This window comes from Chryseobacterium sp. PTM-20240506 (assembly GCF_048296755.1).
GTDB classification, from domain to species: Bacteria; Bacteroidota; Bacteroidia; order Flavobacteriales; family Weeksellaceae; genus Chryseobacterium; species Chryseobacterium proteolyticum.
In genome coordinates this window covers 3,617,721-3,642,671 of record NZ_CP182581.1, presented here as the reverse complement: position 1 = coordinate 3,642,671, position 24,951 = coordinate 3,617,721, and the positions used below count along the sequence as shown (strand labels likewise).

Annotated in this window: 32 protein-coding genes; 7 read left to right on the top strand and 25 right to left on the bottom strand. The window is 36.9% G+C overall.

Features of this window, described 5'->3' with window-relative positions; all coding sequences use genetic code 11:
- Positions 1 to 4: 4 nt before the first annotated feature.
- From rpsE to ACNFU2_RS16145, 19 genes are all read right to left on the bottom strand, one after another.
- Positions 5 to 526: a 30S ribosomal protein S5 gene (rpsE, locus tag ACNFU2_RS16235; RefSeq protein ID WP_172284523.1), complete on the bottom strand. Its 522-nt coding sequence runs from the start codon at positions 524 to 526 to the stop codon at positions 5 to 7.
- Between the two features lie 19 nt (positions 527 to 545).
- Positions 546 to 899 (bottom strand): 50S ribosomal protein L18, encoded by a 354-nt coding sequence (rplR, locus tag ACNFU2_RS16230; protein ID WP_172284525.1) that lies wholly within the window; start codon positions 897 to 899, stop codon positions 546 to 548.
- Positions 900 to 913: 14 nt separating this feature from the next.
- A complete protein-coding gene (gene rplF, locus ACNFU2_RS16225) occupies positions 914 to 1,459 on the bottom strand; it encodes a 50S ribosomal protein L6 (RefSeq protein ID WP_172284527.1) in 546 nt (181 codons plus the stop codon).
- A gap of 17 nt (positions 1,460 to 1,476) precedes the next feature.
- The gene (gene rpsH, locus ACNFU2_RS16220; protein WP_172284529.1) at positions 1,477 to 1,875 is read right to left on the bottom strand and encodes a 30S ribosomal protein S8; all 399 of its coding nucleotides are present in this window, start codon (positions 1,873 to 1,875) and stop codon (positions 1,477 to 1,479) included.
- Positions 1,876 to 2,018: 143 nt separating this feature from the next.
- A complete protein-coding gene (gene rpsN, locus ACNFU2_RS16215) occupies positions 2,019 to 2,288 on the bottom strand; it encodes a 30S ribosomal protein S14 (RefSeq protein WP_007839501.1) in 270 nt (89 codons plus the stop codon).
- Positions 2,289 to 2,291: 3 nt separating this feature from the next.
- Positions 2,292 to 2,843 carry a 50S ribosomal protein L5 gene (rplE, locus tag ACNFU2_RS16210; protein ID WP_039364081.1) on the bottom strand — a complete coding sequence of 184 codons (552 nt, stop codon included), beginning with the start codon at positions 2,841 to 2,843 and terminating at the stop codon, positions 2,292 to 2,294.
- A gap of 13 nt (positions 2,844 to 2,856) precedes the next feature.
- Entirely contained in the window at positions 2,857 to 3,183 is a 327-nt protein-coding gene (rplX, locus tag ACNFU2_RS16205; RefSeq protein WP_172284531.1) for a 50S ribosomal protein L24, read from the bottom strand.
- Between the two features lie 22 nt (positions 3,184 to 3,205).
- A complete protein-coding gene (gene rplN / locus ACNFU2_RS16200; protein WP_007839504.1) occupies positions 3,206 to 3,574 on the bottom strand; it encodes a 50S ribosomal protein L14 in 369 nt (122 codons plus the stop codon).
- Positions 3,574 to 3,831 (bottom strand): 30S ribosomal protein S17, encoded by a 258-nt coding sequence (rpsQ, locus tag ACNFU2_RS16195; RefSeq protein WP_052186088.1) that lies wholly within the window; start codon positions 3,829 to 3,831, stop codon positions 3,574 to 3,576. The genes rplN and rpsQ overlap by 1 nt, the downstream gene beginning before the upstream one ends.
- Before the next feature lie 11 nt (positions 3,832 to 3,842).
- The gene (rpmC, locus tag ACNFU2_RS16190; protein ID WP_172284533.1) at positions 3,843 to 4,031 is read right to left on the bottom strand and encodes a 50S ribosomal protein L29; all 189 of its coding nucleotides are present in this window, start codon (positions 4,029 to 4,031) and stop codon (positions 3,843 to 3,845) included.
- 12 nt (positions 4,032 to 4,043) lie between these two features.
- A complete protein-coding gene (gene rplP / locus ACNFU2_RS16185) occupies positions 4,044 to 4,469 on the bottom strand; it encodes a 50S ribosomal protein L16 (protein ID WP_172284535.1) in 426 nt (141 codons plus the stop codon).
- Positions 4,470 to 4,547: 78 nt separating this feature from the next.
- Positions 4,548 to 5,282, bottom strand: a complete 735-nt coding sequence (gene rpsC / locus ACNFU2_RS16180; RefSeq protein ID WP_172284536.1) for a 30S ribosomal protein S3 — start codon at positions 5,280 to 5,282, stop codon at positions 4,548 to 4,550.
- Positions 5,283 to 5,289: 7 nt separating this feature from the next.
- A complete protein-coding gene (gene rplV, locus ACNFU2_RS16175; protein WP_172284538.1) occupies positions 5,290 to 5,688 on the bottom strand; it encodes a 50S ribosomal protein L22 in 399 nt (132 codons plus the stop codon).
- A 2-nt stretch (positions 5,689 to 5,690) separates the two neighbouring features.
- Positions 5,691 to 5,969 (bottom strand): 30S ribosomal protein S19, encoded by a 279-nt coding sequence (gene rpsS / locus ACNFU2_RS16170; RefSeq protein WP_002983209.1) that lies wholly within the window; start codon positions 5,967 to 5,969, stop codon positions 5,691 to 5,693.
- A gap of 2 nt (positions 5,970 to 5,971) precedes the next feature.
- Positions 5,972 to 6,793, bottom strand: a complete 822-nt coding sequence (gene rplB, locus ACNFU2_RS16165; RefSeq protein ID WP_172284540.1) for a 50S ribosomal protein L2 — start codon at positions 6,791 to 6,793, stop codon at positions 5,972 to 5,974.
- Between the two features lie 22 nt (positions 6,794 to 6,815).
- On the bottom strand, positions 6,816 to 7,106 hold the full coding sequence (gene rplW / locus ACNFU2_RS16160) for a 50S ribosomal protein L23 (protein WP_042720941.1): 291 nt from the start codon (positions 7,104 to 7,106) through the stop codon (positions 6,816 to 6,818).
- Between the two features lie 3 nt (positions 7,107 to 7,109).
- Positions 7,110 to 7,739: a 50S ribosomal protein L4 gene (rplD, locus tag ACNFU2_RS16155; RefSeq protein ID WP_172284542.1), complete on the bottom strand. Its 630-nt coding sequence runs from the start codon at positions 7,737 to 7,739 to the stop codon at positions 7,110 to 7,112.
- A complete protein-coding gene (gene rplC / locus ACNFU2_RS16150) occupies positions 7,730 to 8,356 on the bottom strand; it encodes a 50S ribosomal protein L3 (RefSeq protein WP_007839520.1) in 627 nt (208 codons plus the stop codon). The genes rplD and rplC overlap by 10 nt, the downstream gene beginning before the upstream one ends.
- 227 nt (positions 8,357 to 8,583) lie before the next feature.
- Positions 8,584 to 9,348, bottom strand: coding sequence for a DeoR/GlpR family DNA-binding transcription regulator (locus ACNFU2_RS16145; protein ID WP_172284544.1), 765 nt, complete (start codon positions 9,346 to 9,348; stop codon positions 8,584 to 8,586).
- A 114-nt stretch (positions 9,349 to 9,462) separates the two neighbouring features.
- Here ACNFU2_RS16145 and ACNFU2_RS16140 point away from each other — a divergent pair, with 114 nt between their 5' ends.
- The 7 genes from ACNFU2_RS16140 to ACNFU2_RS16110 all read left to right on the top strand — a co-directional run bounded on the left by ACNFU2_RS16140 (position 9,463) and on the right by ACNFU2_RS16110 (position 18,462).
- Positions 9,463 to 11,052, top strand: coding sequence for a glycerol-3-phosphate dehydrogenase/oxidase (locus ACNFU2_RS16140; protein ID WP_273650546.1), 1,590 nt, complete (start codon positions 9,463 to 9,465; stop codon positions 11,050 to 11,052).
- Between the two features lie 19 nt (positions 11,053 to 11,071).
- A complete protein-coding gene (gene glpK, locus ACNFU2_RS16135; RefSeq protein ID WP_172284548.1) occupies positions 11,072 to 12,568 on the top strand; it encodes a glycerol kinase GlpK in 1,497 nt (498 codons plus the stop codon).
- A gap of 23 nt (positions 12,569 to 12,591) precedes the next feature.
- On the top strand, positions 12,592 to 13,323 hold the full coding sequence (locus ACNFU2_RS16130) for an MIP/aquaporin family protein (protein ID WP_273650545.1): 732 nt from the start codon (positions 12,592 to 12,594) through the stop codon (positions 13,321 to 13,323).
- Positions 13,324 to 13,341: 18 nt separating this feature from the next.
- Entirely contained in the window at positions 13,342 to 14,142 is an 801-nt protein-coding gene (locus tag ACNFU2_RS16125; RefSeq protein WP_273650544.1) for a hypothetical protein, read from the top strand.
- 144 nt (positions 14,143 to 14,286) lie between these two features.
- Entirely contained in the window at positions 14,287 to 14,700 is a 414-nt protein-coding gene (locus ACNFU2_RS16120) for a hypothetical protein (protein WP_273650543.1), read from the top strand.
- A complete protein-coding gene (locus ACNFU2_RS16115) occupies positions 14,700 to 15,701 on the top strand; it encodes a hypothetical protein (protein WP_273650542.1) in 1,002 nt (333 codons plus the stop codon). The genes ACNFU2_RS16120 and ACNFU2_RS16115 overlap by 1 nt, the downstream gene beginning before the upstream one ends.
- 46 nt (positions 15,702 to 15,747) lie before the next feature.
- Positions 15,748 to 18,462, top strand: coding sequence for a hypothetical protein (locus ACNFU2_RS16110; protein ID WP_273650541.1), 2,715 nt, complete (start codon positions 15,748 to 15,750; stop codon positions 18,460 to 18,462).
- 37 nt (positions 18,463 to 18,499) lie between these two features.
- Here ACNFU2_RS16110 and ACNFU2_RS16105 read toward each other — a convergent pair whose 3' ends face one another.
- The 6 genes from ACNFU2_RS16105 to rpsL form a co-directional block, all read right to left on the bottom strand.
- Positions 18,500 to 18,991 carry a low affinity iron permease family protein gene (locus ACNFU2_RS16105; RefSeq protein ID WP_172284560.1) on the bottom strand — a complete coding sequence of 164 codons (492 nt, stop codon included), beginning with the start codon at positions 18,989 to 18,991 and terminating at the stop codon, positions 18,500 to 18,502.
- A gap of 105 nt (positions 18,992 to 19,096) precedes the next feature.
- Positions 19,097 to 21,280: a TonB-dependent siderophore receptor gene (locus ACNFU2_RS16100; RefSeq protein WP_273650540.1), complete on the bottom strand. Its 2,184-nt coding sequence runs from the start codon at positions 21,278 to 21,280 to the stop codon at positions 19,097 to 19,099.
- Between the two features lie 302 nt (positions 21,281 to 21,582).
- On the bottom strand, positions 21,583 to 21,888 hold the full coding sequence (rpsJ, locus tag ACNFU2_RS16095) for a 30S ribosomal protein S10 (RefSeq protein ID WP_002661363.1): 306 nt from the start codon (positions 21,886 to 21,888) through the stop codon (positions 21,583 to 21,585).
- 16 nt (positions 21,889 to 21,904) lie between these two features.
- The gene (fusA, locus tag ACNFU2_RS16090; RefSeq protein WP_172284564.1) at positions 21,905 to 24,022 is read right to left on the bottom strand and encodes an elongation factor G; all 2,118 of its coding nucleotides are present in this window, start codon (positions 24,020 to 24,022) and stop codon (positions 21,905 to 21,907) included.
- 6 nt (positions 24,023 to 24,028) lie between these two features.
- Positions 24,029 to 24,505, bottom strand: a complete 477-nt coding sequence (rpsG, locus tag ACNFU2_RS16085) for a 30S ribosomal protein S7 (protein ID WP_172284566.1) — start codon at positions 24,503 to 24,505, stop codon at positions 24,029 to 24,031.
- Between the two features lie 22 nt (positions 24,506 to 24,527).
- On the bottom strand, positions 24,528 to 24,941 hold the full coding sequence (gene rpsL, locus ACNFU2_RS16080) for a 30S ribosomal protein S12 (protein WP_002983146.1): 414 nt from the start codon (positions 24,939 to 24,941) through the stop codon (positions 24,528 to 24,530).
- Positions 24,942 to 24,951 lie beyond the last annotated feature (10 nt).

Sequence of the window (24,951 nt, the reverse complement as noted above, 5' to 3'; positions counted from 1 at the left end):
TATATTAACCGTTAAACACTTTAGTTAAAGAAACTCCTCTCATTCTTGCAATTTCCTCAGGTCTTCTGATGTCTAACAATGCTTTGAAAGTAGCTTTCACCACGTTGTGAGGGTTAGAAGATCCTTTAGATTTTGAAAGGATATCGTGAATACCAGCAGATTCCAATACCGCTCTTACCGCACCACCGGCGATAAGTCCTGTACCGTGAGAAGCAGGTCTTAAGAAGATATCTGCACCACCGTATCTAGCAGTAGTTTGGTGAGGAATAGTGTGGTTCATTACAGGAACTTTCACAAGGTTTTTCTTAGCATCTTCAACTGCTTTAGCAATTGCAGAAGCAACTTCCTTAGATTTTCCTAAACCGTAACCAATAATTCCATCTTCATTTCCAACAACTACAATAGCAGAAAAGCCGAAAGCTCTACCCCCTTTAGTTACTTTTGTTACTCTGTTTACAGCTACGAGACGATCTTTTAATTCTAATCCTCCCGGTTTTACTCTTTCTATATTATCTAGTCCTAACATATTTTCCGAAATTTAATGATTAGAATTTAAGTCCACCTTCTCTCGCACCATCAGCTAGAGCTTTCACTCTTCCATGGTATACGAAACCGTTTCTATCAAACACAATATTTTCAATTCCTGCAGCGATAGCTTTAGCAGCGATAGCTTTACCAACAGCAGCAGAAACTTCAATTTTAGTTCCATTAGCGTCTACTCCTTTCTCTCTTGAAGAAGCAGCTACTAAAGTTTTACCATCTTTATCGTCGATTAACTGAGCGTAAATTTCCTTATTACTCTTATATACCGATAATCTTGGCAATTCAGAAGATCCAGAGATTTTTCCTCTTACTCTTCTTTTGATTCTTATTCTTTTTTCTAATTTACTTAATGCCATTTTCTTATAATTTATTAAGCAGATTTACCAGCTTTACGTCTAACATTTTCACCTACGAATCTTACACCTTTTCCTTTGTATGGTTCAGGTTTTCTGAATGAACGGATCTTCGCAGCCACCATTCCAAGAAGTTGCTTGTCGAAAGACGTTAAAGTAATAATTGGGTTTTTACCTTTTTCAGTCAATGTATCAATTTTAACTTCGCTAGGAAGCTCTAATGTAATACCGTGAGAGAATCCTAAAGCCAACTCAAGTTTTTGACCTGAGTGAGATGCTCTATATCCTACCCCTACAAGTTCTAGTTTCTTTTCGAAACCTGCAGATACACCAACAATCATGTTGTTGATTAACGCTCTGTATAAACCGTGAAGCGCTCTGTGTTGTTTAGAATCAGATGGTCTGTTTACATTCAGTTCTCCATCTTTTTGTTCTAAAGTAATTCCTTCTGTAAGTTCCTGAGTAAGTTCTCCTTTAGGACCTTTTACAGTTACTACACTGTTATTTTCAGTGATGGTAACTCCAGCAGGAATTGTTATAATTGCTTTACCAATTCTTGACATTTTCCTTTGATTAAAAATTAATAAACATAGCAGATTACTTCACCGCCTACTTTCTCTTCTCTAGCTTTCTTATCTGTCATTACTCCTCTTGAAGTAGAGATAATAGCTACACCCAAACCGTTCAATACTCTTGGAAGTTCAGCAGAACCTTTGTACTGTCTCAAACCTGGTCTTGAAGCTCTCTGGATAGATTTAATAGCTGGTTTGTTAGTTTGCTTGTCATACTTTAAAGCGATTTTGATAGTCCCTTGAACAGCGTTATCTTCAAACTTGAAGTTTAAGATATACCCTTGATCAAATAAGATTTTCGTAATCTCCTTTTTGATTTTCGATGCAGGAATTTCCACCACTTTGTGGCCTGCGCTTTGTGCGTTCCTTACTCTGGTTAGGAAATCTGAAATTGGATCTGTTACCATTTTTCTATTTTAAATTATTGGTTGAAGAACAATCAGTATTGAAAGGACTTGAAGAGTAAAATATCAGACTTCAGAAATCTTAGGTCTGATATTTTTTTCTTTAGTATCCAGACAACTTAATTGTCCCGATTATTGATTAATGATTACCAACTAGCCTTTTTAACTCCTGGGATAAGACCGTTGTTTGCCATTTCTCTGAAAGTTACTCTGGAAATTCCGAACGTTCTCATGTATCCTCTTGGTCTACCTGTTAGTTTACATCTGTTGTGTAATCTTACAGGAGAAGCATTTTTAGGTAATTTCTGAAGTGCTTCATAATCACCAGCTTCTTTTAAAGCTTTTCTTTTGTCAGCGTATTTAGCAACTAGTGCTTCTCTTTTGCGCTCACGCGCTTTCATTGATTCTTTAGCCATTTCTTAGTTCTTTTTAAATGGTAAACCGAAGTGAGTTAATAATGCTTTCGCTTCTTTATCTGTTTTCGCAGTTGTAACGAAAGTGATGTCCATCCCTTGGATTTTTTTCACTTTGTCGATTACGATCTCAGGGAAGATAATTTGCTCAGTAATACCTAAGTTATAATTACCTCTACCATCGAAACCATCAGCTTTGATACCAGAAAAATCTCTAATACGTGGTAAAGCAGAAGAAGTAAGTCTGTCTAAGAACTCATACATTTTATTCGCTCTTAAAGTAACTTTAGCTCCTACAGGCATTCCTTTTCTCAATTTGAAAGCAGCTTCGTCTTTCTTAGAGATAGTACCTACGGCCTTTTGACCAGTAATGTTTGTAAGTTCTTCTACAGCATAATCAATGATCTTTTTGTCTGCAGTAGCATCACCTAATCCTTGAGATAAGATGATTTTTTCCAATTTAGGCACCTGCATTACAGATTTGTACCCAAATTCTTCCATCATTGCAGGAACAATTGTTTCTTTATATGCTTTCTTGGGTCTTGCTATATATTCCATGTGTTATTTAAAATTATAAAGTTTCACCCGTTTTTTTGTTGATTCTTACCTTCTTATCTCCTTCAGTTTTGTAACCTACTTTTACAGCTTTACCGTCTTTACCAACTAAAGCTACATTTGAGATATGAATAGAAGCTTCTCTTTCAACGATTCCTCCTTGAGGATTTGAAGCTGAAGGCTTAACGTGTTTCTTAATGATGTTAAGTCCTGCAACAATTACTCTAGGGTCTCTACCTTCTTTTTTGATCACTTCAATAACTTCACCAGTCTTACCTTTGATATCTTTCTTACCAGTAGTAATGATTACGTTATCTCCTCTTTTTATTTTTAACTTTGACATTTTCTTTTAAAAATTTTAAAAATTAAAGTACTTCAGGAGCTAATGAAATGATTTTCATATATTCTTTGTCTCTCAACTCACGAGCCACAGGTCCGAAAACACGTGTTCCTCTCATTTCTCCTGCTGCGTTTAGTAATACACAAGCGTTATCTTCGAATTTGATGTATGATCCATCTTTTCTTCTAACTGCTTTTTTAGTTCTTACTACTACAGCTTTAGATACCTGACCTTTTTTAGCATTTCCTGATGGTGTAGAATCTTTGATCGTAACTACGATTTTATCACCAACTGAAGCATATCTTCTTCTGGTTCCTCCCAGAACTCTGATAACCAATACTTCTTTAGCACCTGTGTTATCAGCAACTTTTAATCTTGATTCTGTTTGTAACATTACTTAGCTTTTTCAATGATTCTTACTAATCTCCATCTTTTACTCTTGCTCATTGGTCTAGTTTCTTGGATAAGAACTGTATCTCCTTCTGTGCATTCGTTGTTTTCGTCGTGTGCAGTATATTTTTTCGTTTTTAATACGAATTTACCGTACATCGGGTGTTTCACTCTAGTAGTCTCACTTACAACAATGGTCTTTTCCATTTTATTGCTGGAAACTATTCCGATTCTTTCTTTTCTTAAGTTTCTTTCCATAATGTATGAAAATCTTATTGTTGTTTAGTGGTTAACTCTGTATTTAGTCTTGCGATTGTCTTTCTCAAATCTCTGATTTGAATTGGATTTTCAAGAGGACTGATTTTGTGAGCTAATTTCATTTTAGAGAACTCAGCTTTAGCTTCAGTCAATTTAGCTTGAATATCTTCTGCGCTTAGATTTTTAATTTCAGCTTTTTTCATTGTATTCAAAGATTATAGAGGTTTAACAAAATCGTTCGCAACTACAAATTTGGTCACTACCGGTAATTTCTGAGCAGCAAGTCTTAAAGCTTCCTTAGCGATTTCGTAAGGTACACCACCAACTTCAAACATAATTTTACCTGGTTTTACTACAGCTACCCAATATTCCACAGCACCTTTACCTTTACCCATCCTTACTTCAGCTGGTTTTTTAGTAATTGGCTTATCCGGGAAAATTTTGATCCATAGTTGACCTTCTCTCTTCATATATCTTGTCGCAGCGATACGCGCAGCTTCAATCTGTCTTGCAGTGATCCAAGCTCCTTCTGTAGCTTTGATTCCGAAAGTTCCGTAAGCAAGTTGATTACCTCTCTGAGCAATCCCCTTCATCTTCATCTTATGAACTCTACGGAATTTGGTTCTTTTTGGTTGTAACATAATTTCTTAAATTTTAGATTTTAGAATTTAGATTTTAAAAAAGTAACGGTCATTTAAAAACTATCCTCTAAAATTTTATTAATTATTTTTTTTATCTCTTGAAGGTCTTCTGTTATCTCTGTCTCCTCTGTTTCCTCCTCCTGAAGGTCCTTTTTTCTGTTGTCCTACTAAAGGAGAAAGTTCTCTTTTACCATAAACTTCACCTTTCATAATCCAAACTTTAACCCCAAGTCTACCATAAGTAGTATGAGCCTCTGCAATGTGGTAATCGATATCAGCTCTGAAAGTAGATAAAGGAATTCTTCCGTCTTTGAAAGATTCGCTTCTTGCCATTTCAGCTCCGTTCAATCTACCAGAGATCTGAACTTTGATACCTTCTGCACCCATTCTCATTGTGCTTGCAATAGCCATTTTAACAGCTCTTCTGTAAGAAATTCTGTTTTCAATTTGCTTAGCAATGCTATCAGCAACTAATACTGCATCAAGCTCAGGTCTTTTGATTTCGAAAATGTTGATCTGAATATCCTTACCAGTCAATTTCTTCAACTCTTCTTTCAATTTATCAACTTCCTGACCTCCTTTCCCGATGATAAGTCCCGGTCTAGCAGTAGTAATAGTAACTGTAACTAATTTTAATGTTCTTTCAATAAAGATTTTTGAAATTCCACCTTTAGATAATCTAGCTTCAAGGTATCTTCTGATTTTGTAGTCTTCAGCGATTCTGTCTCCATAATCGTTTCCACCAAACCAGTTAGAATCCCATCCTCTGATGATACCTAATCTGTTACCAATTGGATTTGTCTTCTGTCCCATACCTTGATTAATTTTCTTTATTACCTAAGATTAGTGTAACGTGGTTAGATCTTTTTCTGATTCTATGACCTCTACCTTGTGGAGCTGGTCTTAGTCTCTTCAATTGTCTTGCACTATCCACGAATATTTCTTTAATGATAAGGTTAGCTTCTTCTATATCCGAACCTTCGTTTTTCGTCTGCCAGTTTGCCATAGCAGAAAGAAGTAATTTCTCTAACTTGTTAGATGCTTCTTTTTTAGAATATTTAAGGATATAAAGAGCTTTATCTACCTGCTCTCCTCTGATGATATCAGCAACTAATCTCATTTTTCTTGGAGAAGACGGGCAATTGTTTAATGAAGCCTTTACAACGTCTTTGTTAGCTTCTTTTCTTGCGATTGAACTATCTTGTTTTCTTGATCCCATGATTATCTGCTTCCTTTGTTTTTGTTACCACCATGACCTCTGAAAGATCTTGTTGGAGAAAATTCGCCTAACTTGTGACCAACCATGTTTTCTGTAACATATACAGGGATAAAAGATTTCCCGTTATGTACAGCAATAGTTTGTCCTACGAAGTCCGGAGAGATCATCGATGCTCTAGACCAAGTTTTGATAACTGTCTTCTTACCAGACTCTATATTTGCCTGAACCTTCTTATCTAAAGTATGATGAATGAACGGTCCTTTTTTAAGTGATCTTGCCATAATTATTTTCTTTTAGATACGATGTAACGGTTAGACACTTTGTTTTTCTTTCTAGTTTTGTAACCTTTAGCCGGTTTACCGTTTCTAGATCTTGGGTGACCTCCTGAAGAACGTCCTTCACCACCACCCATTGGGTGATCTACCGGGTTCATTACAACCGCTCTTGTTCTTGGTCTTCTACCTAACCATCTGCTTCTACCAGCTTTTCCTGATACTGTTAATTGGTGATCAGAGTTAGAAACAGATCCAATCATTGCATAACATTCAGTAAGGATCATTCTAGATTCTCCTGAAGGCAATTTGATGATTGCATATTTTCCGTCTCTTGAAGTTAATTGAGCTGAAGAACCAGCACTTCTTGCTAAAATAGCACCTTGTCCAGGCTTCATTTCAACACAAGAAATAACAGTACCTAATGGAATATTTTTCAATTTCATTGCGTTACCGATATTTGGCTCTACGCTTTCTCCTGCAATCACCTTTTGATCAACTTTAATACCGTTTGGAGCGATGATATATCTCTTCTCTCCATCTGCGTACTCTAATAAAGCGATAAATGCAGTTCTGTTTGGATCGTATTCTACAGATTTTACCGTTGCTTCAACATCATGTTTGTTTCTTTTGAAGTCGATAATTCTGTATTTCTTTTTGTGTCCACCTCCGGTGTAACGCATGGTCATTTTACCTGTTTGGTTACGTCCACCTGACTTTTTAATACCAACTGTTAGAGATTTCTCTGGTTTGTTGGTAGTAATTTCCTCAAAATTATTTACAATTCTGAATCTCTGTCCCGGGGTGATAGGTTTTAATTTTCTAACAGACATTACTATTATTTATAATTAATAATTAATTTACAGCAAAAATATCGATAACCTCACCTTCAGCAAGTTTGATTACCGCTTTTTTCAATTTGTTTGTCTTTCCTACTTGAAGACCTTTTTTAGTGTATTTCGAAGAAACCTTCGGAGCATAAATCATTGTGTTAACGTCTGCTACTTTTACACCGTAAGCTGCTTCAACAGCTTTTTTGATCTGGATTTTATTCGCCTTAGTATCCACTAAGAAAGAATAAGAACCTCTTAAATCTGTAAGGTAATTAGCCTTTTCTGAAATAACTGGTTTAATAATAATAGACATGACTTATTTCTTTAAATTTTCTTGGAATTTCTCGATAGCACCTTCTAAGAATACGATCTCACCTGCATTGATTAGGTCATAAGAACTAATTTCGTTATAAGCAAGAACTTTAGTCTTAGGTAGGTTTCTTGAAGATAAATAAACATTTTTATTTGCTTCATCTAAGATGTAAAGAGATTTTTTACCTTCGAATCCTAAAGCGTTATTGATGTTGATAAACTCTTTAGTTTTAGGAGTTTCGAAATTGAAAGCCTCTAATACTTTAATACTGTTATCTCTCAATTTCTGAGATAAAACAGATTTTTTTGCTAATCTCTTAAGAGCTTTGTTCAATTTGAATCTGTAGTCTCTCGGTTTTGGTCCGAATACTCTACCTCCACCTCTGAATGTTGGAGATTTAATATCACCATATCTAGCAGATCCAGATCCTTTTTGCTTCTTAAGCTTTTTAGTAGAAGCCGTAATTTCGCTTCTTTCTTTTGATTTATGAGTACCTTGTCTCTGAGCGGCAAGATATTGCTTAACTTCTAAGTAAACCGCGTGCTGATTTGGCTCAATTCCGAATACTGTTTCGTCTAGAGTTACTTTTCTTCCGGTCTCTTTTCCTGATGTATTTAATACTACTAGTTCCATTTTCTGATAATTACATAAGAATTTTTAGCTCCCGGAACAGCACCTTTTACTACTAAAAGATTTTGTTCTTGATCCACTTTTAATACTTGAAGGTTTTGAACAGTTACCTGCTTACCTCCCATTCTACCCGCCATTCTCATTCCTTTGAATACTCTCGAAGGATCCGATCCAGCACCGATAGAACCTGGAGCTCTAAGTCTGTTGTGCTGACCATGAGTAGCTTGCATTACACCTCCAAATCCGTGTCTTTTAACAACACCTTGGAAACCTTTACCTTTAGAAGTACCTGTTACGTCAACATATTCACCTTCAGCGAATAAATCAACTTTTACTTCTTCTCCTACTTTTACTTCATCAACGAATTCTCTGTAGAATTCTACCAATTTAGCTTTAGGAGCAGAACCAGCCTTTTTAAAATGGCCAGCTAACGCTTTACCAACGTTCTTTTCACTCTTGTCATCGAAACCTAATTGAACTGACTTGTATCCGTCCTTTTCAATGGTTCTGACCTGTAAAACCGAGCACGGACCAGCTTGAATAACTGTACAAGGAATGTTTTTTCCTTCTTCGTTAAACAAAGACGTCATACCGATTTTTTTACCAATAATACCTGACATTGTTTATGTTATAATAAAATTTATCCTTTATTTATCCTCATTTTCAGCAAGCTAAAGTAATTTCCACGTTTGAGATGGGCATACTTTTCCCCTAAAATGAGTGTGCAAATTTATGGATAATTTTTAGATTGACAAATTTTTACAGCAAAATATTTTGATTTTTAGTCGTTTACAAAATAAATTACTTTTCAAGCCCGAATCTAACCAGAGCATAGAACATAGCATGACTACTTCGTGATAACACTCAGACCTATTTCTTCGAGCCTCTTTTTATCCTCTTCCAGTATGCCATCATCGGTAATCAGATAATCTATTTTATCTAAAGAAGAAATCTTACCGAAGCCTTTTTTGTTTAGTTTGGATGAGTCCGCCAATATCATCACTTTATCGGAACATTCTATCATTAATTGATTGAGGTGTGCTTCAGCTGCATTGGAAGTACTGATTCCAAAATCCATATCAATGCCGTCTACCCCCAGGAATAATTTATTGCATGAAAACTGAGCAAGAATTGTTTCGGATATAGAACCCACGATCGATGTAGAACTTTTACGAACCTCACCCCCCAATTGTATAATATTTATATTAGGATTATTACATAACTCCAGTGCCACTCTCAGCGATGACGTAAGCACAGTAAGACGACCGAAATTCACCAGCATCCTTGCCAGATAATGCATTGTAGTTCCTGAAGCCAGAATAATACAATCGTTTTCTTCTATAAGTTTCACTGCCGCCTTGGCAATATTCTGCTTAGCCTCTACATTAATATTCTCCTTTTCATCTACGTTCTTTTCGTACGCATACCTCACATGCTTGCTTGCACCTCCATGATTTCGAAAAAGAAGACCCAAGCTTTCTAAATAGTTCAGATCCTTTCGAATGGTAACGGAAGAAACATTATACTTTTCGCATAATTCCTGCACGAGAACATAATCTTTCTTTTCCAGCTCCTGCAGTATCTCAGTATGCCTTGGTATTAATTTTTCCATTCTTTTTCTTTCCCCAAAGTTATTGTTTTTTTCCAAGAACATAAAATTTCACTTATTTTCTTTTTACTTTCATTTTTAATTACTAGCTTTGAATTCGAAACTTAACGAAACATTATGAAACGAAATGAAGAACTCAGCAAATTAACCACCGTAAAAGAATGGGACTTTTTAGTCATTGGTGGAGGAGCAAGCGGTTTAGGTTCGGCATTGGACGCAGTAAGCAGAGGGTTTAAAACATTACTGCTGGAATCTCACGATTTCGCGAAAGCTACTTCCAGCAGAAGTACAAAGCTGGTACACGGCGGCGTAAGATATTTGGCACAGGGAGATATCGGTTTGGTAAAAGAGGCATTGAAGGAAAGGGGATTATTGGCAAAAAATGCAGCCCATGTGGTAAAAAATCAATCATTTATTATTCCTAATTATACATGGTGGGGAGGAATTTATTACAAAATAGGACTTTCGATTTACGATTTTCTGGCAGGGAAATTAAGCTTAGGTAAAACAAAATATATCAGCAAATCAAAAACAGTTGAAAAACTTCCGACGATTGAACAGAAAAATCTGGCAAGCGGGGTTGTATATCAGGACGGGCAGTTTGATGACGCGAGATTGGCGGTTAATTTAACCCAGACCATTATTGAAAAAGGAGGCACAGCAGTTAATTATGTTAAAGTAATTAACCTGATAAAAAACAGTTCCAATAAAGTAATCGGTGTAATCGCTGAAGATCAGTTTACCAAGCAGCAATTTGAAATCCACGCAAAAGTAGTCATCAATGCGACAGGAGTTTTCACGAATGATATTCTGAATATGAACAACCCGAAACATGGAAAATTCGTTGTTCCAAGCCAGGGTATTCATTTGGTACTGGATAAATCCTTCTTGAAAAGTGACGACGCCATTATGATTCCGAAAACTTCTGACGGAAGAGTCTTGTTTGTCGTTCCATGGCACGACAGAGCGCTTGTAGGAACAACCGATACATTGTTGGAAAGTGAAAGTTTTGAGCCACGAGCATTGGAAGAAGAAATTAAGTTTGTTTTAAACACAGCAAGACAATATTTAGCAAAAAAACCTACTCGGGAAGATGTAAAATCTGTTTTTGCAGGACTTCGGCCGCTTGCCGCACCAAAGGATGGAAGCAAAAGCACAAAAGAAGTTTCGAGAAGCCATAAAGTAGTAACATCCGATACAGGATTGGTTTCCATCATCGGAGGAAAATGGACCACCTATCGAAAAATGGCAGAAGATACTATCGATGAAGCGATGAAAGTTCACCATCTGGGAACAACTACATCCAAAACAGAACATCTTTCGATTCATGGAAATGTAAAACCTGAAACGGTAGACAGAAGCAATCATTTGTATGTTTACGGATCAGACATTCCGGAAATCAAAAAACTACAGCAGAGCAATCCTGAATTTTCAGAAAAAATACATCCTGATCATCCATTCACAGTTGCTGAAGCAATTTGGGCAATCCGTCAGGAAATGGCAGAAACCATTGAGGACATCCTGGCCCGAAGAGTCCGTCTTTTATTTTTAGATGCAAGAGCAGCAATCGACAGTGCACATAAGATTGCTTCTATTATCGCAAAAGAAAACGGACATTCAGAGGAATGGGCTAATGAGCAGGAAAGAGAATTTATCGAATTGGCAAAGGGATACCTGTTAACTCCTTATTCGCCAAGATCCATTTAACCTAAATCAACGTCACAACATGAGTGAAAAGTTAATTCTCGCTCTGGACCAAGGCACAACTTCGTCAAGAGCCATTTTATTCAATCACAGCGGAGAAATAGAATTTGTTTCTCAGAAAAGTTTTGAACAGATATTTCCTACCCCGGGTTGGGTAGAGCATGACCCTAATGAAATCTGGTCTTCCCAGGTATCGGTAGCAGCAGAAGTTATCGCTAAAGCAGGTATCTCAGGGCTTGAGGTTGCAGCGATAGGGATTACAAACCAGCGCGAAACAACGATCGTTTGGGACAGAGAAACAGGTGAACCCGTTTATAATGCTATCGTATGGCAGGACAGGAGAACATCAAAATACTGTGACTCGCTAAAAGAACAAGGGTATACAGACATGATCAAAGAAAAAACAGGTTTGGTTCTTGATGCTTATTTTTCAGCAACCAAAGTAAAGTGGATCCTTGATAATGTAGATGGAGCAAGAGAGCAGGCAGAAGCAGGAAAATTGTGTTTTGGAACTGTTGATACATGGCTGGTATGGAAGCTAACTCGTGGAAAAATGTTTATCACAGATGTTTCGAACGCAAGCAGAACAATGCTCCTAAACATCCAATCTTTGGAATGGGATGAAGATCTTTTAAAGTTATTTAATATTCCAAAAGCGATCCTTCCTGAAGTGAAACAAAGCAGTGAAGTTTATGGAGAAACCGCTACCACTTTATTCTCAACAAAAATCCCAATTGCAGGTATTGCCGGAGACCAGCAGGCAGCTTTGTTCGGACAAATGTGTACAACACCGGGAATGGTAAAAAATACATACGGTACAGGATGCTTTCTTTTGATGAACACAGGGAAAGAGGCCGTTCACTCTAAGAACAACTTGCTGACAACCGTTGCATGGAAGATAAACGGAGAAGTTAATTATGCACTGGAAGGCAGTGTTTTTGTGGGAGGGGCTGCAATTCAATGGGTAAGAGACGGGCTCAAATTAATTAACTCAGCTGACGAAATTAACAGTCTGGCCAAAACCGTCGAAGATAATGGAGGGGTTTATTTTGTACCGGCACTTACAGGTCTGGGAGCTCCATATTGGGATCAGTATGCAAGGGGAACTATTGTTGGAGTGACAAGAGGAACCACTAACGGACATATTGCCAGAGCTACTCTAGAAGGTATAGCATTCCAGGTATATGATATTGTAAAAGCGATGGAGGCAGATTCCGGAACTGGTAGTTTAGAGCTAAGAGTTGATGGTGGTGCTTCCAATAGTGACTTATTAATGCAAATCCAGTCTGATCTATTCGGTTTCAAGATTACACGCCCAAGAACTTTAGAAACAACAGCCCTGGGTGCTGCCTATCTTGCCGGACTTGCTGTAGGTTATTGGAAAAATATTGACGAAATTCAATCTCAATGGATCGTGGATAAAGATTTCCACCCTCAGCTTGAGAAAGAAAAAGCCGACAAGATGATCCACTTCTGGCACAAAGCAGTAAAGCGTTCCCAAGATTGGATTGAAGATTAATTTCCACTAAATAAAAATAAACTATGACTCCATTTATAGCAGAAATTATCGGAACAATGCTTATGATCCTACTCGGAAACGGTGTAGTGGCCAACGTTGTTTTAAAGGATACAAAAGGAAACAATTCCGGTTGGATTGTAATTACCACAGCCTGGGCACTTGCAGTTTTCGTTGGGGTAACGGTTGCAGGGCCAGTGAGTGGCGCTCATCTGAACCCTGCCGTAACGTTAGGCCTGGCTATCGCGGGAAAATTTTCATGGGATCTGGTTCCCACATATATCGCCGGAGAAATGATTGGCGCCATGTTAGGTGCTTTTCTTGTCTGGTTATTTAATAAGGATCACTTTGCAATTACCGAAGATGAAGGGGCAAAATTAGCATGTTTCAGCACAGGTCCGGCAATAAGAAAGCCGGTTTCGAATCTTATCAGTGAAATTATAGGAACGTTTGTGCTTGTTTTTGTGATCTTCCATTTTGCCGATCCAAGCCTCACTTTGGGTAATGATCCGACCGCTAAGATCGGACTGGGGACTGTTGGTGCTCTACCTGTTACCTTACTTGTTTGGGCTATTGGCTTATCATTAGGAGGAACTACAGGTTATGCCATTAATCCTGCCCGTGACCTTGGACCAAGGATCATGCACGCTATTCTTCCGGTAAAAGGAAGCAGTGATTGGGGATATGCATGGATTCCTATTGCAGGACCAGTGCTAGGAGCAACCCTTGCGGCTTTATTGCATCTCGCTTTAAGTTAATCAAAGAAAGTTTACAGTATGAAAAAACTACTTTTTATATGCCTGATTATTTTAGGTACAGGGAGTCTCTTTGCCCAGGATGACACAGAAGTCAAGGATGACGGTCGCCTGGATTTCACTGCTAATATCCAGAATAACCACTTGTGGAGAGGCTTGATCATTACAGATAAGCCCGTGGTAATGGGAAACCTTTCTTACGCTTTGGATAAAGAAAAAAAATGGAAAGTGGGAATATGGGGAGCTTCTGCTTTAACCGACGACAAGGATGGCACCCATTATAAAGAGATCAATTATTATGTTCAGTATTCTGACGGACGGCTTTATATTGGGTTATGGGACTTATTTAACTCCAGAAACATCAATACTACAGTAGCTTCGGATGATATCTTTAATTATTCAAACAGAAGAACCGCCCATATTATTGATCTGAGAACAAATTACACCTTCGGTCCTTCGTTCCCTTTAAACATTGAAGCAGACATCATGCTTTATGGAGGTGCTAACGCGGGAGAAGTTGTTTTGAAACCGGACGGGAGCTATAAAAAGAATAAATATTCCACGTATGTTCAGGTAAGCTATCCTGTTATTGCCCATCAAAAAGTAAATCTGGATGCATTTGTTGGTGGAGGCTTTGCCATCAATGACAGCACATTTTTATATGGTAATGGAAAAAACAGTTTTGATATCGTAAATGTAGGTATCAAAGCCAGCAAAGCTTTAAAGATAACGGAACATTATACCCTTCCCGTATCAATGATGGCCATGTGGAATCCATCGAATAAATATGCAAGGATTCAGCTGGCAGCGACCGTATTTTAAAAAAATCAACATTATAAGAGGTCTATTCCGGTTTTGACCGGAATGGGCTTTTTTACATATGTCATTGACATCCTTAAGACAAAGTAAATACCGTGTTTTTACGGTGTAATTCTTGCATAAATCTTTTTACATTTGATCAAAAAAATGAAAAAGATATTCTGCGTGCTTATCCTCTGCATCGCAACCCTTTCCTTTTCACAATCTAAAGTTCCGTTTACTGGAAAAAGATCTTTCAATATAATAGAAGGATACAGCGGAACCGGCACACCAGCCTATTATCTTGATGTAAAAAAGAACGGCGATGTTTATTTTGGCTATGTACAGGTAAATCAGGCTAGCGGAGAAGAAACCAGTGAAGAAATAAATGCAGGGAAATACACCCCTCAGGTTATGAAGGTCCAGTTCAAAAAGTACAATGAAACTTTTTATGTAAAGTTTGATAAAGAAAAAATATACCTTACTGATGAAAAGGGAAATATTCAGAAATCTGAGGATTGCTGTTCTGCGATGGAAAGTGATAAAGAAAGTTGTACCTGTGAAAGCGCTTTTTACCAATAATGAAAATAATTAAGTTTTTAGTCATTCTTATTTTGCTTGTTTCATGCAGCGAAAGAGAGAAACATCCGTACACGTTTTATTACTGGAAAACAAAATTGTCTTTAGACAATGAAGAGAAAAAAGCATTAGATAAAACAACCGTCCCTATTCTTTACACAAGGTTCTTTGACATCAATAAAGTAAACGGCAGATTTCAGCCTTTAGCCGTCATCACCAAAGACGAAAGTTTCGAGACAGACAAACAAATTGTCCCTACCGTATTTATCACCAACCAGACTTTTGTTAATATTTCAGGGGAGGAAATACACTTCCTTGCAGAAAGCATACATCATTTAATTGACAAAAAGAGTAAAGAATATAAGCTGAAGACCAATCATGAAATTCAGATTGATTGTGACTGGACAGCCGGAACACGTGACGATTATTTCGCGTTTTTAAAAGAACTTCACAAAATTTCCGGGAAAGACATTGACTGTACGCTTCGGCTTCATCAGGTAAAAGATAAAGCAATAATGGGAATCCCTCCTGTAAAAAAAGTATTCCTGATGTGCTACTCCACCTCTTCTCCTTTGGAAACATCTGATAAGAATTCAATTCTGGATGTTAATATCCTTAAAAGCTATCTTTCAAAATTGGAAGATTATCCAATCAAGGAAATTGAAGTGGCTTTACCTATTTACTCGTGGGGAATTGTTACCAATCATTTAGGAAGACACAAGCTCATCAATGCTTTATCACAAAATGACCTGAAAAATCCTAATTTTAAAAAGATTTCAGATCATGAAATTGAAATTCAAAAAGATGGATTTTACTTTGGAAATTACCTGAATAAAGGATTTACCATAAAAGTTGAGGAAATTACAAACGACCAGCTCAGAGATGTCATTGCTTTTTTAGATAAAAAAATACCGTTGTTTAATATCGTTTATTATCAATTAGATACTAAATTTGTTGTGAACCAAAATTTCAAACTGATGTCTAAATTCCAGAGTGATTTTTAACATCATAGAATACAATAAAACACAACGCAAAAAATACTACATACCCATGAAAAAGTATATTCTCACAATTGCAGTCTTTTCACTTTTTTATACAAAATCAGAAGCTTGCGCCTGGTCAGATCCGGATTATGAGTATTTTAATCTTTTTACCCAAAGTATTATCAAGGATAAATCATATCTGCCATTTCTGCACAGTTATTCAACAAGATTTTATACTGACTTTAAACCAGGTCAGATTCCGGATGAAAATATTGGGACATGGAGGAAATTCTTTGGCAATCAGCTGAGCTATCAGGAAACCAATTATCTGGTAAATAATATAAGCCTTAATGAGCTTAATGAGCTCAAAAAAGGAAATCCGGGTAATCAACTATTGAAAAAACTGGGAACAGGTTTCTATCAGAAATATCGCGAAGGAATTGATTACTTAATTGAAGCTAAATATCTTGAGCCTTATATGAGGATCAATTTTATTGAAAATCCTGATTCTTATTTTTACAACGGCCCTCAAAGTGATAAAAATGCAACCAACCTTGATTATAACAAAACTATTTCAGCATTAACTTCTTTATATAATGCTGCAAAAAATCCTGAGATAAAACAGCGATACGGTTACCAACTGGTCCGTTTCAATCATTATACCAGAAATTATGACGCTGCACTTCAGGCTTTCAGAACCTATATTGAGCCGATCAAGTTAAAAGGAGTTCCTTACTTTATGGCTCTTGACCAATTAGCCGGCGCACAAAGAGGTATGAAGATGAACAGTGATGCCAACTGGAACTTCTTTCAGGTTTTCATGAATAGTGATAGCCGTAAAGAGTCTGCTTTTGTTTCTATGAAACTTTCTGATACCGCATCTTTTAATAACATTTTAAAAAGAGCAGGTACTCCGAATGAAAAGAATATGGCTTATTTTCTTTTGGGATATGAAGATTTCACCAATCCTATTCCTATAATGGAGAAGATGTACGATATTGATCCTAATTCGGAAATTCTGAAAGTAATGGCGGTAAGAAGTATCAATGAACTGGAAAGAGCTTATCTTCCTACTTATTATTATTCTGACGACACAGATAACGCAACCGTTCAAAAAGAAAACTCAAGTACATCTGCTGATTCTCAGAAAAAAGAATCTCCGGAAGTAAAAGAAAAAAAACTTTCATTCTGGCAGAAGATTATCCGGTTCTTTAAAAACCTGTTCGGAGGGTCTAAATCGGATAAGACAGCTGACGGAAAAGCAGATCAAAGTGATGATGAGCTATTAGATAATCCTAATCGAATTCCTTTCCACACAAAAAATCAAAGTTTTTGGTATGGAGATAGCAAGCAGATAGATTATCTTAATGATCTTGAAAAATTTACCTCAAAAACCAAAGAGAAATCTAAGGATGAATATTGGCAGATTGCAGATGCATACCTTAAATTCTTAAAAAAAGACTACAAAGCAAGTACTGAAATTCTGGAAGATATTAAAACAACCAATCCTGAATATCTTGAAGAGATCAAAAGGATGAAGGTCTTAAATGATATTGTTTCCCAACCGAAGATTACTTCCGATTACGAAGATCATCTAATGAAAGATTATCCGGAATATTTCATCGAAAAAGAAGTGAAGTCAGACAGTACAAATTCTGATTATGACAATTATTACGGTCCTGTTCCATCTACTGCATCATTCCTTAAGGACGTTTTAGCTAACCGATATTTCCTTCAGGGAGAGGATGGGAAATCATTCCTAATGAGCAATAAGCTTTCTGATCTCCAATATAATCCTAATTCAAGTTTGGTTAAAAGTGTAGAGGACTTTTACAGGAAGCCTAATAAAAATCAATTCGAGCAGCAGATCATTGCCAAAAATATGGACGATGTAGGAAATATTGAGGCATTCTTCAGTGTAATTTATGGCGACCGGGCGATGAGAGTTGCCGATTTTGAAAAAGCAAAATCATATTATCAGAAAGCGCAGGACTTTGTAGGAATTCCTAGGATCAATTATGACTGGGTTTCCAGTGAACAACCAAAAGTTCCTCATCAATATGCTAAAGACGAATACAATGGTTTCAGAAATATCCCGGATTATGTTTTTGGCCATAATGTATGGGAAAGCTTCGAAAGTGATGCAGCCACCAGCATGGAAAACGAAGACTACACTCAATTTCCTTTCATAAAGACCATGATGAATAAGCTTGAATTAGCAGATGCTGCTATAGAGCTTAAGAAAATTGGTAACGGAAAAGATGAAAAAGCTGCTAAAGCGAGCCAGCTTATTGGTAATTTATTGTATAATACTTCTATTCTTGGTTATTACCGACAGCTGTTCGTAATGGATGTAAATAATAGTAATGGTGGCAAATATGATTTCTGGAATACAGATAAGAAAACACCATATCAATATTATTATAAAAATTTCCTTGACAGATCTTACATTGAACCGGATAATTTTGATCTGGCTATCAATTATTATAAAAAAGCACTGGCCCTTTCAGTGAATAAGGAAGAAAAAGCGAGAATCTTATTCCAGATGGCTAGTGCAGAGCAAGGAAAATACTATCAATACGAAGCAAAAAATCCATCAAAGATAAGCTACTCCGATCCTCAATATTCTGAGAAAAGCGATGCCTATCAAAAGCAACTGGACAATATAAAGAATGAAAAGTTCCGAACCTATTTTGCTTTATTAAAAACCCAGTATTCTGATACGGAAACTACCAAAAATCTAATGGGAAGCTGTTCTTATTTTAGTTACTTCATGAAATAGAACAATCGCTTTCGGTCTGAAATAAAAAAAGGAATCACTATGATTCCTTTTTTTGTTTTTCCAACCATTCCTCATGTTTCTTTTTAAACAGATCATGCTTGTAGCTTTGATTTCTTTTAGCCGCATCAATAGAATGAGAAGTATGGATATCCACATCATCTTGAGCAAAGTCAGCTAATTTCTCATAATAGGTATGCAGCTGATCCAATTCTTTTTCGGATAAGTCTTCTATATCTACAATCCGGTTACTCGCTTTTTCATGGGCTGCGATCAGCTCATTTAGTTTAATCTGTATAGCTTTAGAATCTTTATTCTGGGATTTCTGAATAAGAAATACCATCAAAAAAGTAATAATCGTTGTTCCTGTATTGATCACCAGCTGCCAGGTTTCAGAATAATGAAATACAGGTCCGGAAAGAGCCCAGATTACAACAATAGCAGTAGCTCCAATAAAAGCATGGGAACTTCCTGTAAATTTGGTTGCCCAATCTGAAAACTTTTCAAAAAAATTATTATCCTTATGACTCATAGTGATTATTGTTTTAAATAATAAATGTATTAAATAATATTATTTTTTAAGCAAAAAAACTTAAAACAATAAACATAGTGATGTGTCTAAAGTTCCACAGATCAATTAGAATTTATAATTTACTTGCACTGCAAAATTCCGGGGTTGGATCTGATCAATATATCCACCTCTGAAATACGAATTGTAGCCTACAGTATCAAAAATATTATTGAGAAAGACTCTTAATCCCAATCCTCTTTTAAATGAATATCCTATCTGCGCATCAACTGTTGTATACTGAGGCATATTAAAAGGCTTTTCACCAAGCTGAGTCCCATTGATATGACCATTTGCAGCATTAGAATATTTTTGTTTATAATCATCTACAGGTCTTGTACCAACGTAATAAATCCCAGCGCCCACGTCAAGACCTTCCAGGGCTCCGGTATTAAATTTATAATTCAACCATGCGTTGGCCGAATTCTTTGGAGTATTAATAGGGGCAGAACCATTCACAAATGAAGGGCTGTCCCTGTATTGTGCATCTACATAAGCCCAACCCGTCATAACCTGAAGATTAGGAAGGATTTTACCTATTAATTCAACTTCGATTCCTTTTCTTTTTAGCTCTCCTGCCAATGCATAGGTCCCAGTTCTGTTTCCATCAGTTAAAATTTCATATGAGAGGTTGTCTGTATTAATATTGAACAATGTAACATTGAACCTTAACCTTTCACTAAGCCAGTCGGATTTGATCCCTGCTTCCCATTGTTTGGTTGTGGATGCTCCTACTGTCCCACCTCCGATCAGTACATTATTTGCAGTTCTTAAAGAAGTTGTACTAGTATATGAACCAAAAATATTCATATTTTCGACAGGCGAAATCATTAACCCTAATGATGGATTCCATGCATAGCCCGGATTTTTATCCGATCCATTTAATCGGCTATAACGAATACCTAAATGAGCTTTGATGTATTTATTGAATGTGATAACATCCTGGGCCATTAATCCTAATGTCGGAGTAACAGTATTGATGATAGCATCTTTCTTTGCCAGTTCAAAATTGTTGACATCAATAGAAGCGGGAAGAATATTATTAATTTCATTAAGAACATTGATCCGGTCAACATCTTTACTCTGATAAGAGGTCGTTGTAACATTCGATTCTTTCCAATCAAAACCTACCTGGAAAGTATGTTTCATAAATCCTGTCATTACATCAGATCCGATAAAATCAAACTGAAAAACCTTGTTTAGATCCTCTCTTCCTGATTTCGTTAAACTTCTATCTCTTATTTCATTTGGGTTCTTTGAATCGACAGGAGATAAAGCTGCACCTACAATGTCCGACTGATAAGAAGAGCTCATTAATGCAGCTCTTACTTTCAATTTGTTGGTCAGTTTTCTAGTAGCCGTTGTAGAAAAGTTGAATGTTTCCATCTTTGCATTATCTGTAGAAAACCCAAGAAATTTTCTACCCGGCATTCTGTATATAGCTTCAACATCACCTTTTGCAAGATTTACGGTCCCTCTATCCGGCGTAGTATTGTTATACATATAATCCATTTCTACCACGATTTCCGTTTTATCATCAGGTCGAATAGCTATGGATGGATTTACATAGATCCGATCCGTATGAATAAATCTTCTGAAACTATTATTATCCTGATATGCTGCATTTAATCTTACAGCAATCCTACCATCAGAATCCAATACCCTTTGAAAATCTATTGTTGGTCTGTAAAAATCCCAGCTACCATACCTAAACCCTATATTTGTTTCATCAATAAATTTAGGAACTTTAGTAACCACATTGATCACACCTCCTGCGGAACCTAACCCATCGCCAATTCCCTGAGTAACTGCTGCTGAGCCTTTGATCACCTGAATACTCTCTACTCCCTGCATATCCGTAAGCATTGCTCCGGTCCTGAAATCTGAATCCATCTGAACACCATTCTTTAAAACAGGAACTCCTCTGTATCCTCTAATTGACATACTTTCTCTCGTTCCCCCATAACTTCCAAACTGGGTTACCCCCGGTATATTCTTTGCAACATCCGTCACCGTAAGCCCTCCCAGGTTTTCTATCACTTTATAAGATATAACAGAAATACTTTGGATCTGATCCCTCGTTTTTAAGGGTAATCTTGTTATGACTTCTAAGCCTTCCGGTTGTTTTTTTCTTTCTCCGAATAATTCTACTTCTTCGATTGTGTTTTCTTTTCTAATGCTATCATTTACTTTTTGTCCACTGACAAAACCAATCCCTAACACTACTAAAGAAAAAGATACTGTTCTTTTCATCTCTTATTTTTTGCAAAAATATTATTTTTATTAATTCTAAATAAATTAATACTGGTGATATATGTCATTGCAAAGAATTACTCTTTGTAATTTTATTACCTCTCAGTTTAATTCGCAAAAAATTCTACAAACATAAAGTTCAATATTTACCAAATAAAAAAAAGGTCAATCGTTCTCAACAGACTCCTCTACTTCTTACGGTTCCTCATCCAAATACCATTGAAATCTTTCTTATTGATACATAAAAAAATCCGCCCCTTTTACAGGGGCGGATTCTATAATCATTGCAAAGTATGCAATTATCACACTTTAATTTCTACGTCAACACCGCTTGGTAACTCTAATTTCATTAGAGCATCAACAGTTTTAGAAGAAGAAGAGTAGATATCCATCAATCTCTTGTGAGCTGATAATTGGAACTGCTCTCTTGCTTTTTTGTTAACGTGTGGAGATCTCAACACCGTGAAGATTCTCTTGTTAGTTGGTAATGGAATAGGTCCGTTTACAACAGCCCCGGTAGCCTTTACCGTTTTTACGATTTTCTCAGCAGACTTGTCTACCAAGTTGTAATCGTAAGATTTTAGTTTTATTCTGATTCTTTGTGACATTTCTTTAATTTAAAAATTAACCTTTTGCTTTAGCAATGATTTCTTCAGCAACGTTTTGTGGAGTCTGAGCGTATTTCTCTAATTCCATAGAAGATGTAGCTCTTCCTGATGAAAGTGTTCTTAGAGTTGTTACATATCCAAACATTTCAGAAAGTGGAACAGAACCTTTGATAACAACAGCACCGTTCTTTTCTTCCTGACCACTGATCGTACCTCTTCTCTTGTTAAGGTCACCAATAATGTTACCCATATATTCTTCCGGAGTTACAACTTCCAGTTTCATAATAGGCTCCATAATTACCGGCTTAGCAGCTTTACCAGCTTCCTTAAATCCTAATTTAGCAGCTAATTCGAAAGAAAGAGCATCAGAATCCACCGCGTGGAAAGATCCATCTTTAAGAGTAACTTTAATACCTTCAACTTCGAAACCAGCCAATGGACCGTTCTTCATTGCAGCTTTAAATCCTTTTTCAATTGCAGGAACGAATTCTCTAGGAACGTTACCACCTTTGATCTCATTGATGAATTCTAAACCAACTTTACCTTCGTCAGCAGGTCCTAGTTCAAATACAATATCAGCAAATTTACCTTTACCACCTGATTGTTTTTTGTAAACTTCTCTATGGCTGGCAACTTTTGTTAAGTTTTCTTTGTACTCTACCTGAGGTTGTCCTTGGTTTACTTCAACTTTGAACTCTCTCTTCATACGATCTACAATGATATCCAAGTGAAGCTCACCCATACCAGAGATAATCGTTTGTCCAGAAGCTTCGTCAGTTCTAACAGTAAACGTTGGATCTTCTTCAGCCAATTTTGCTAATGCGTTACCCATTTTATCCTGGTCCGCTTTAGTTTTAGGCTCAACAGCGATACCGATTACCGGATCAGGGAAAACCATCGATTCAAGAACGATTGGGTTTTTCTCATCACACATCGTATCACCAGTTTTGATAGATTTGAATCCTACTGCTGCACCAATATCTCCTGCTTCAATATATTCTACAGGATTTTGCTTGTTAGCGTGCATCTGATAGATTCTTGAGATTCTTTCTTTATCTCCAGAACGAGTGTTCAGGATATAAGAACCTGCATCTAATCTTCCAGAGTATGCTCTGAAGAATGCTAATCTTCCCACGAATGGGTCAGTAGCAATCTTAAATGCTAAAGCCGCGAAAGGCTCATTTACGTCTGGTTTTCTTGTAATTTCAGCGTCTGTTCTTGGATCAGTACCTTTGATATCATCTTTATCCAATGGAGAAGGCAAGTATTTACATACTGCATCCAACATGAACTGTACTCCTTTATTTTTGAATGAAGAACCACAAGTCATTGGGATAATAGATAAATCAATAGTAGCTTTTCTAAGAGCTTCGTTGATTTCTTCTTCAGAGATTGAATCCGGATCTTCGAAGAATTTCTCCATCAAAGTCTCATCATAGTCAGCTACAGCTTCAACTAATTTCTCTCTATATTCGTGAACCTCAGCTTTCATGTCTTCAGGAATTGGCACTACTTCAAAAGTAGCTCCTTGTCCTGCTTCATCCCAGATGATAGCTCTGTTTTTAATTAAGTCTACAACACCTTTAAAGTCTTCTTCAGCACCGATTGGTAAAACGATTGGAACTGCATTAGATCCTAACATTTCTTTAACTTGTTTTACAACGTTAAGGAAGTCAGCACCTTGTCTGTCCATTTTGTTTACGAATCCCATTCTAGCAACTTTGTAGTTGTCAGCAAGTCTCCAGTTTGTTTCAGACTGAGGCTCTACTCCATCTACAGCAGAGAATAAGAATACCAAACCATCCAATACTCTCAAAGATCTGTTTACTTCTACTGTGAAGTCAACGTGTCCCGGTGTATCGATGATGTTGAAGTGGTAAGGTTTAGTGTCGGCTACAGGTTTTCCTTGATCTGTTGGAAAGTTCCAAGAACAAGTAGTTGCAGCAGAAGTAATGGTAATACCTCTTTCTGCTTCCTGCTCCATCCAGTCCATTGTAGAAGCACCATCGTGAACCTCTCCAATTTTGTGGTTTACACCAGTATAGAATAAAATCCTTTCTGTAGTGGTAGTCTTACCTGCATCAATGTGAGCAGCGATACCAATATTTCTTGTAAATTTAAGATCTCTTCCCATTTCAGATTAGAATTTAAAGTGTGAGAAAGCTTTGTTAGCTTCCGCCATTTTATGAGTGTCACTTTTCTTTTTATAAGCAGCACCTTCTTCTCTAGAAGCAGCAACAATTTCGTTAGCTAATTTCAAAGCCATAGACTTATCATTTCTAGCTTTAGAATATTTAATTAACCATTTCATCGCCATAGAAATTTTTCTATCAGCTCTGATTGGCATTGGGATTTGGAAGTTAGCACCACCTACTCTTCTTGAACGTACTTCTACGTGAGGCATTACGTTAGTAAGGGCATCTTTCCAGATCTCAAGAGAAGTCTTTTCAGTTTCTCCTTTTTTAGTTTCTACAACGTCTAATGCATCATAGAAAATTTTGAATGCGATAGACTTTTTACCGTCTAGCATTAGGTTATTTACAAATCTAGTTACCAATTGATCATTAAATTTTGGATCTGGTAACAACGGTCTTTTTTTCGCTTTTGTCTTTCTCATTGTTTTGTACCTTATTTAATGATTATTTTTTCTTTCCTTTAGCTGGTGCAGCAGCTGCCTGACCTGGTTTAGGTCTCTTAGCTCCGTACTTAGATCTTCTCTGTGTTCTTCCATTTACACCTGCAGTGTCTAATGCACCTCTTACGATGTGGTAACGTACTCCCGGTAGGTCTTTCACCCTTCCGCCTCTTACCAATACTATCGAGTGCTCTTGAAGATTATGTCCTTCGCCCGGGATGTAGGCGTTGACTTCTTTACCGTTTGAAAGTCTTACCCTTGCTACTTTTCTAAGTGCAGAGTTAGGTTTCTTAGGAGTGGTAGTATATACTCTCGTACATACACCTCGTCTTTGTGGACAAGAATCAAGGGCAGCCGATTTGCTCTTCTTGGCAAGCGTGGCTCTTCCTTTTCTTACTAATTGTTGAATAGTAGGCATTTAATTGCTT

What these genes read in the sequence shown, in the direction of transcription:
- ACNFU2_RS16145 (WP_172284544.1), bottom strand. Translation starts at nt 9,348, where the DNA reads ATGGAAAAATTAATACCAAGGCATACTGAGATACTGCAGGAGCTGGAA.
- rpsN (WP_007839501.1), bottom strand. Translation starts at nt 2,288, where the DNA reads ATGGCTAAAGAATCAATGAAAGCGCGTGAGCGCAAAAGAGAAGCACTA.
- rpmC (WP_172284533.1), bottom strand. Translation starts at nt 4,031, where the DNA reads ATGAAAAAAGCTGAAATTAAAAATCTAAGCGCAGAAGATATTCAAGCT.
- rplB (WP_172284540.1), bottom strand. Translation starts at nt 6,793, where the DNA reads ATGTCTGTTAGAAAATTAAAACCTATCACCCCGGGACAGAGATTCAGA.
- rpsC (WP_172284536.1), bottom strand. Translation starts at nt 5,282, where the DNA reads ATGGGACAGAAGACAAATCCAATTGGTAACAGATTAGGTATCATCAGA.
- fusA (WP_172284564.1), bottom strand. Translation starts at nt 24,022, where the DNA reads ATGGGAAGAGATCTTAAATTTACAAGAAATATTGGTATCGCTGCTCAC.
- ACNFU2_RS16140 (WP_273650546.1), top strand. Translation starts at nt 9,463, where the DNA reads ATGAAACGAAATGAAGAACTCAGCAAATTAACCACCGTAAAAGAATGG.
- rplX (WP_172284531.1), bottom strand. Translation starts at nt 3,183, where the DNA reads ATGTCAAAGTTAAAAATAAAAAGAGGAGATAACGTAATCATTACTACT.
- ACNFU2_RS16125 (WP_273650544.1), top strand. Translation starts at nt 13,342, where the DNA reads ATGAAAAAACTACTTTTTATATGCCTGATTATTTTAGGTACAGGGAGT.
- rpsL (WP_002983146.1), bottom strand. Translation starts at nt 24,941, where the DNA reads ATGCCTACTATTCAACAATTAGTAAGAAAAGGAAGAGCCACGCTTGCC.
- ACNFU2_RS16115 (WP_273650542.1), top strand. Translation starts at nt 14,700, where the DNA reads ATGAAAATAATTAAGTTTTTAGTCATTCTTATTTTGCTTGTTTCATGC.
- rplN (WP_007839504.1), bottom strand. Translation starts at nt 3,574, where the DNA reads ATGTTACAAACAGAATCAAGATTAAAAGTTGCTGATAACACAGGTGCT.
- ACNFU2_RS16105 (WP_172284560.1), bottom strand. Translation starts at nt 18,991, where the DNA reads ATGAGTCATAAGGATAATAATTTTTTTGAAAAGTTTTCAGATTGGGCA.
- ACNFU2_RS16100 (WP_273650540.1), bottom strand. Translation starts at nt 21,280, where the DNA reads ATGAAAAGAACAGTATCTTTTTCTTTAGTAGTGTTAGGGATTGGTTTT.
- rpsJ (WP_002661363.1), bottom strand. Translation starts at nt 21,888, where the DNA reads ATGTCACAAAGAATCAGAATAAAACTAAAATCTTACGATTACAACTTG.
- rplD (WP_172284542.1), bottom strand. Translation starts at nt 7,739, where the DNA reads ATGGAACTAGTAGTATTAAATACATCAGGAAAAGAGACCGGAAGAAAA.
- rplW (WP_042720941.1), bottom strand. Translation starts at nt 7,106, where the DNA reads ATGTCTATTATTATTAAACCAGTTATTTCAGAAAAGGCTAATTACCTT.
- rpsG (WP_172284566.1), bottom strand. Translation starts at nt 24,505, where the DNA reads ATGAGAAAGACAAAAGCGAAAAAAAGACCGTTGTTACCAGATCCAAAA.
- rplF (WP_172284527.1), bottom strand. Translation starts at nt 1,459, where the DNA reads ATGTCAAGAATTGGTAAAGCAATTATAACAATTCCTGCTGGAGTTACC.
- glpK (WP_172284548.1), top strand. Translation starts at nt 11,072, where the DNA reads ATGAGTGAAAAGTTAATTCTCGCTCTGGACCAAGGCACAACTTCGTCA.
- rpsH (WP_172284529.1), bottom strand. Translation starts at nt 1,875, where the DNA reads ATGGTAACAGATCCAATTTCAGATTTCCTAACCAGAGTAAGGAACGCA.
- rplP (WP_172284535.1), bottom strand. Translation starts at nt 4,469, where the DNA reads ATGTTACAACCAAAAAGAACCAAATTCCGTAGAGTTCATAAGATGAAG.
- rpsS (WP_002983209.1), bottom strand. Translation starts at nt 5,969, where the DNA reads ATGGCAAGATCACTTAAAAAAGGACCGTTCATTCATCATACTTTAGAT.
- ACNFU2_RS16110 (WP_273650541.1), top strand. Translation starts at nt 15,748, where the DNA reads ATGAAAAAGTATATTCTCACAATTGCAGTCTTTTCACTTTTTTATACA.
- ACNFU2_RS16130 (WP_273650545.1), top strand. Translation starts at nt 12,592, where the DNA reads ATGACTCCATTTATAGCAGAAATTATCGGAACAATGCTTATGATCCTA.
- rplV (WP_172284538.1), bottom strand. Translation starts at nt 5,688, where the DNA reads ATGGGATCAAGAAAACAAGATAGTTCAATCGCAAGAAAAGAAGCTAAC.
- rplE (WP_039364081.1), bottom strand. Translation starts at nt 2,843, where the DNA reads ATGGAATATATAGCAAGACCCAAGAAAGCATATAAAGAAACAATTGTT.
- rplC (WP_007839520.1), bottom strand. Translation starts at nt 8,356, where the DNA reads ATGTCAGGTATTATTGGTAAAAAAATCGGTATGACGTCTTTGTTTAAC.
- rplR (WP_172284525.1), bottom strand. Translation starts at nt 899, where the DNA reads ATGGCATTAAGTAAATTAGAAAAAAGAATAAGAATCAAAAGAAGAGTA.
- ACNFU2_RS16120 (WP_273650543.1), top strand. Translation starts at nt 14,287, where the DNA reads ATGAAAAAGATATTCTGCGTGCTTATCCTCTGCATCGCAACCCTTTCC.
- rpsE (WP_172284523.1), bottom strand. Translation starts at nt 526, where the DNA reads ATGTTAGGACTAGATAATATAGAAAGAGTAAAACCGGGAGGATTAGAA.